The sequence below is a fragment of the Clostridium sp. genome, from assembly GCF_016650035.1.
Lineage (GTDB): Bacteria > Bacillota > Clostridia > Clostridiales > Clostridiaceae > Clostridium_AD.
Genome location: NZ_JAENWM010000153.1, coordinates 1 through 4,426, shown reverse-complemented (window position 1 = coordinate 4,426; position 4,426 = coordinate 1). Strand labels below are relative to the sequence as shown.

Annotated in this window: 5 protein-coding genes and 1 pseudogene; all 6 read right to left on the bottom strand. The window is 32.9% G+C overall.

What is annotated here, in order from left to right; translation table 11 throughout:
- Positions 1 to 1,261, bottom strand: a pseudogene (locus JJD95_RS19715) (hypothetical protein); the annotation flags it as partial.
- Positions 1,262 to 1,657: 396 nt separating this feature from the next.
- On the bottom strand, positions 1,658 to 2,134 hold the full coding sequence (locus JJD95_RS19710; protein WP_291645157.1) for an HNH endonuclease signature motif containing protein: 477 nt from the start codon (positions 2,132 to 2,134) through the stop codon (positions 1,658 to 1,660).
- 288 nt (positions 2,135 to 2,422) lie between these two features.
- The gene (locus JJD95_RS19705; protein ID WP_367114861.1) at positions 2,423 to 2,944 is read right to left on the bottom strand and encodes a hypothetical protein; all 522 of its coding nucleotides are present in this window, start codon (positions 2,942 to 2,944) and stop codon (positions 2,423 to 2,425) included.
- Positions 2,945 to 3,015: 71 nt separating this feature from the next.
- Positions 3,016 to 3,249, bottom strand: a complete 234-nt coding sequence (locus tag JJD95_RS19700) for a hypothetical protein (RefSeq protein ID WP_291645153.1) — start codon at positions 3,247 to 3,249, stop codon at positions 3,016 to 3,018.
- A gap of 51 nt (positions 3,250 to 3,300) precedes the next feature.
- Positions 3,301 to 3,897: a bacteriophage Gp15 family protein gene (locus JJD95_RS19695; RefSeq protein WP_291645151.1), complete on the bottom strand. Its 597-nt coding sequence runs from the start codon at positions 3,895 to 3,897 to the stop codon at positions 3,301 to 3,303.
- A complete protein-coding gene (locus JJD95_RS19690) occupies positions 3,897 to 4,241 on the bottom strand; it encodes a DUF6673 family protein (protein ID WP_291645149.1) in 345 nt (114 codons plus the stop codon). The genes JJD95_RS19695 and JJD95_RS19690 overlap by 1 nt, the downstream gene beginning before the upstream one ends.
- Positions 4,242 to 4,426 lie beyond the last annotated feature (185 nt).

Here is a 4,426-nt window from a genome sequence, read left to right as displayed (position 1 = left end):
TAAGAACTTTTACTATAGTATTAATTATTTTAGGTAACATAGCTATTAATTGAGGTAATGCCTTCACTAATCCTTTTATGATAGCAAGTAAAATTGTTATTGCAGCCTTTAAGATTACTGGCAAGTTAGTAGTTATTACTTCTAGTATGCTATCTATTATCCGAGGCAACATAGCTATCAATTGTGGTAATGCCTTCACCAAGCCATCTATAAGGGCAAGCAAAATTGTTATTGCAGCTTTTACTATTACTGGTAAGTTGGTAGATATAACTGTGGTTATACTATCTATTATCTGTGGTAGCATTGCTAATAATTGAGGTAGCGCATCCACCAGACCATCTATAAGCGCAAGTAAAAGCGTTATCCCAGCTTGTAAAATTAAAGGTAAATTATCAGTAAGAACTTTTACTATAGTATCAATTATCGTTGGTAACATCGCAATTAAAAGTGGCAAGGCGGTTGAAATTCCCTCTAATAACCCATTTAAAATTTGTAGCCCTGCATCCCATATTAATGGTAAATTTGTAACAAATGTATTAACTAAATCCATTATGCATTTTACTGCAAGTGGTATTAATGTAGGCAATGCCTCTGCTATACCTAATGCAAGATTTACTATAATTTTCAAACCCATATCTAATAATTGTGGTAACAAAGTTAAAAAAGCAGTTGTCAAACTTGTTATTATGTTTACTGCTGCGGTTGTTATCGCTGGTAAATTTTGTTGTATTCCATTAATTAAAGTTTCTATTACTTGTATAGCCATAGTTAGTAGCGTTGGTAAAGCTTGTAGTAACCCACTTCCAAGAGATGATACAATTTTCATTCCAGCATCTATCATTCCAGGCAATATTGACATTATCAACCCTGGTACTTTTTCCATAATTGGAGGTAGCAATTTTTCTATTAATTTCCCAACACCATTTATAGCAATCTCAATTCTAGGAATCAGATTTTCTCCAAGTGCACCAACCGAAGTTACTAGATTATCTACTAACGTATCAAAATTAGCATTATCATCAGCCATACCTATTAACAAGTTAGTCCATGCGGATTTAGTCATGCTCAAACTACCTTCAATAGTAGATGCAGCTTCTTTTGCAGTAGTCCCAGTTATACCAGTTTCAGTCTGAATCGCATGAATGGCTTTAATAACATCACTAAAATTATTCATGTCATATTTAATACCGGTAAGTTTTGTTGCATCAACAAGGAGCCTTTGCATTTCTGTTTTTGTACCACCATACATTGTATTCGACATAGTTTGTTAATTTATGCCCGTTCTCTTACGAACTGCTATATATTTCTATATAGATTAGACTATCTCTTGAACTTATTACTAAGTTCCCCCGCGCTTCCATACACTTGTATGTACTCTACTCCATTAAAAAAAGCACCTATAATAAGATGCTTCTTTCTGTTTCGATAGTCGTTACAGTTTATTGAATTGTTATTCGTTCACTATTGGAATATCAAGTAACAATTCAATCTTACCACGGTATTGTCTTCAACTTTACTTGTTAAGAGTTTCACCGTTTTCACGAGGTTTATACTGAGCTATTTTTAGGTTAACCCAGTTTTAAGTTATCTAACCAAATATACCCTTGGTTTCCCAATATTTAAAAAGAACTCACGATTATTCATAAGTTCTCAGGGTTTAGACTATATCTTCAACTTTTTCCAAAATCCAGCCCTTTTTGTTACGTCTTGTATATCTATGACCATAACTTATTTCACTATCTGAACATTTAAAATATTCAGCAGTTTTTTGCCTGGATTCAAAAACAAGTTCGCTACCATCAAGATGTGTTGCTTTAATTTCTTTTTGCCTATTTTTTATCCTTGACTTATAGCCAAATGCTAGGCAATTTTCAGACGGTGTTACCCACCTAAGATTATCTATGTCATTGTTAGAACGGTTTCCATCTACATGGTCAACCCAGCATTTTTCATCGCTATTGACTTCTATAAATGCTTCTGCTACAAGTCTGTGTACATGTTTTGATATAGTTATTCTACTATATCCATCATTTTTACTTAGTACCATAATTTGACCTGTACTGTCTTTTCTAACTCTGCCTTTATTGCTTACCGAATATTCTGGCAAGTCTTTTATTTCTCTCCACATCTCCATGATAAACCTCCTGTTTTTTTAAAAGTTGGTGCGCGCTTCCAATATCGTATCAATAGATATTGTACTCGGTGACGAACCGATAGTCGTTTGACTTTCTAAATATATTATATCACAATTTTACATGTTATGCAACATTAATTGTGATATAATGGTTAGCTTAGCACAAGATAGCCATGCACTTTCGTGTTTAGGTTTCCCTTGTTAGCAATGTCATCTCAACAACCATTTCCTATTGTATTTTGACATCACACCTCTGATAGAGTTCACGCACGCTTACTATATAATCACTTATATAGCAGACATTAGATTTATCGTATAATTTTGCTTTGCAAATCCCTGATATGCATTTTGTATATTTTCCATACCTGTGCCCATCTTATTTGCATTATCCGCCATGTCGGTAACAGCCATATTTCCTATTTCAGCCGCTTTTTTTGTATCTCCACCAAGTCCTTGCAATAGTGAGGCCGAAAATCCTGTAATGGTGCTCATATACTCGTTTGAAGACATTCCAGCTGTCTTATATGCATTATCTGCATACTTCATCACTTTGTCGCTACTACTTTTAAATAACGTTTCAACTCCACCCGTTAGCTGCTCATATTCAGCATATTGTTCTATAGATGCTTTAATCAATCCACCCACAGCAACCGTGGCTATTCCTATTGCTGCACCCATTACCTTACCAGCAGTGGCTATGCCACTTAACCCAGTCTTGGCAAGACTACCTAATTTTCCTACGCCCTTTTCGGCGCCACTATTATCAATTTCTGTGTCAATTATAATGTGTCCATCTGAAATTGTTCTCACCTCCTTTCTTAAAAAAACAAAATAAAAAAGTGCCTACATTTCTGTAAGTACTTTATTTGTATAAATATATTTTAAATTTTCCATTTGTAACCACAGTTTTGACATAATGCTACAGTTTCATTTTTAAATTTTATATTCCCAGACCTTTTTCTTTTTCCAACCAATAACCATAAACCACCGGTGCAAAAAATTAAGCAAAATCTTCCAATAGCCCAAAGACATCCCATATTCCTATTTTTAGTTTTACCTGATGCTTGCTCTAATATTGTATTCACATTTTCACTTTTGCATTTAGGACACTGCATATAATAACCCCCTATACAATTTGTATTAATTATTGCATATACAGGATAACTTTACAATAGTTTGGATAAATCTTCACCATTAATTAATGCATCTTGGATACTCTCAAGCTTTTCTATTTCATCTTTGCTTGCATGACTTTGTATTTTATATAAATCTTTCATTTTTTTATAATATGCTTTTTGTTCTTTATCCTTAATTTTACTTAAATCCATAGAACGATAGCCCATTATTTTCACTATTTCATTATCTTCTTTTAGAGATTTAAATAATGCTTTAAATTTCCACCAATGCAAATCCGCATCTTGTAGATCAATACCATACTGGTCTAAAAATGCGCTATAGATATAATCATCATCAAAATCAAAATCATAAATTTGTGTGCTCTTGCCCTTACCACTTTTATTTGATTTAATTATATCTTTACCGCATCTATAAAACCAAAGTAACTGCTCCATAGCTAAATTAATATTGTCAGGTATTATAGGATAATAAAGCAATAAAGCCTGTTCTATTTTCTGTTTATCATCTAAATCATTATCACCCATCATTAATTCAAAAATAGCGCTATTTCTAAAGTTTGAATTAATATCGTATTCTATGCCATCTATTTCAACAACTAAAGGTAAAATATCTATGAGGATATTCATTATTTTTTAGCACGTTTTTGTGCCCTATTTGGAGAGTACTTGTTAGCAAGTTTTTGAACTTCTTCTTTTTTAGAATTAGCTACTGTAATTAATTCTTCAAAAGCTTTTAAACAAGTTAATAAATTAACCTTATCTCCAAATATTTTTTTATCAGTACCCTCACCGAACAAAATATTAAAAACGTTAAAAATAGCAGTACATTGCATTCTTATTGCGGCAGAACCTTTCATGCCCTCAACTTTTTCAGCAATTCCTTCTATAGTTTCTAATGCACCCTCATATTTTTCAGCTACATCAGCATCCAATATATCAATATCTTCCAATTCTACATTGTTAATTTTCATTCAAAACTCCTCCTATACTACTTAAACTATTGTCCATACACTGCCAAGAGTCGCGGTCATAGTTACTGCTACATCCATGAATGTAAATGATGTTGTATCCGCAGGTATACCTATAAATTTGCTATCTACTGTACTATAAGTAATTTCAGGTACTGAAATAGCCGATATAGCACCTGTTGCTATAT

What these genes read in the sequence shown, in the direction of transcription:
- JJD95_RS19710 (WP_291645157.1), bottom strand. Translation starts at nt 2,134, where the DNA reads ATGGAGATGTGGAGAGAAATAAAAGACTTGCCAGAATATTCGGTAAGC.
- JJD95_RS19700 (WP_291645153.1), bottom strand. Translation starts at nt 3,249, where the DNA reads ATGCAGTGTCCTAAATGCAAAAGTGAAAATGTGAATACAATATTAGAG.
- JJD95_RS19695 (WP_291645151.1), bottom strand. Translation starts at nt 3,897, where the DNA reads ATGAATATCCTCATAGATATTTTACCTTTAGTTGTTGAAATAGATGGC.
- JJD95_RS19690 (WP_291645149.1), bottom strand. Translation starts at nt 4,241, where the DNA reads ATGAAAATTAACAATGTAGAATTGGAAGATATTGATATATTGGATGCT.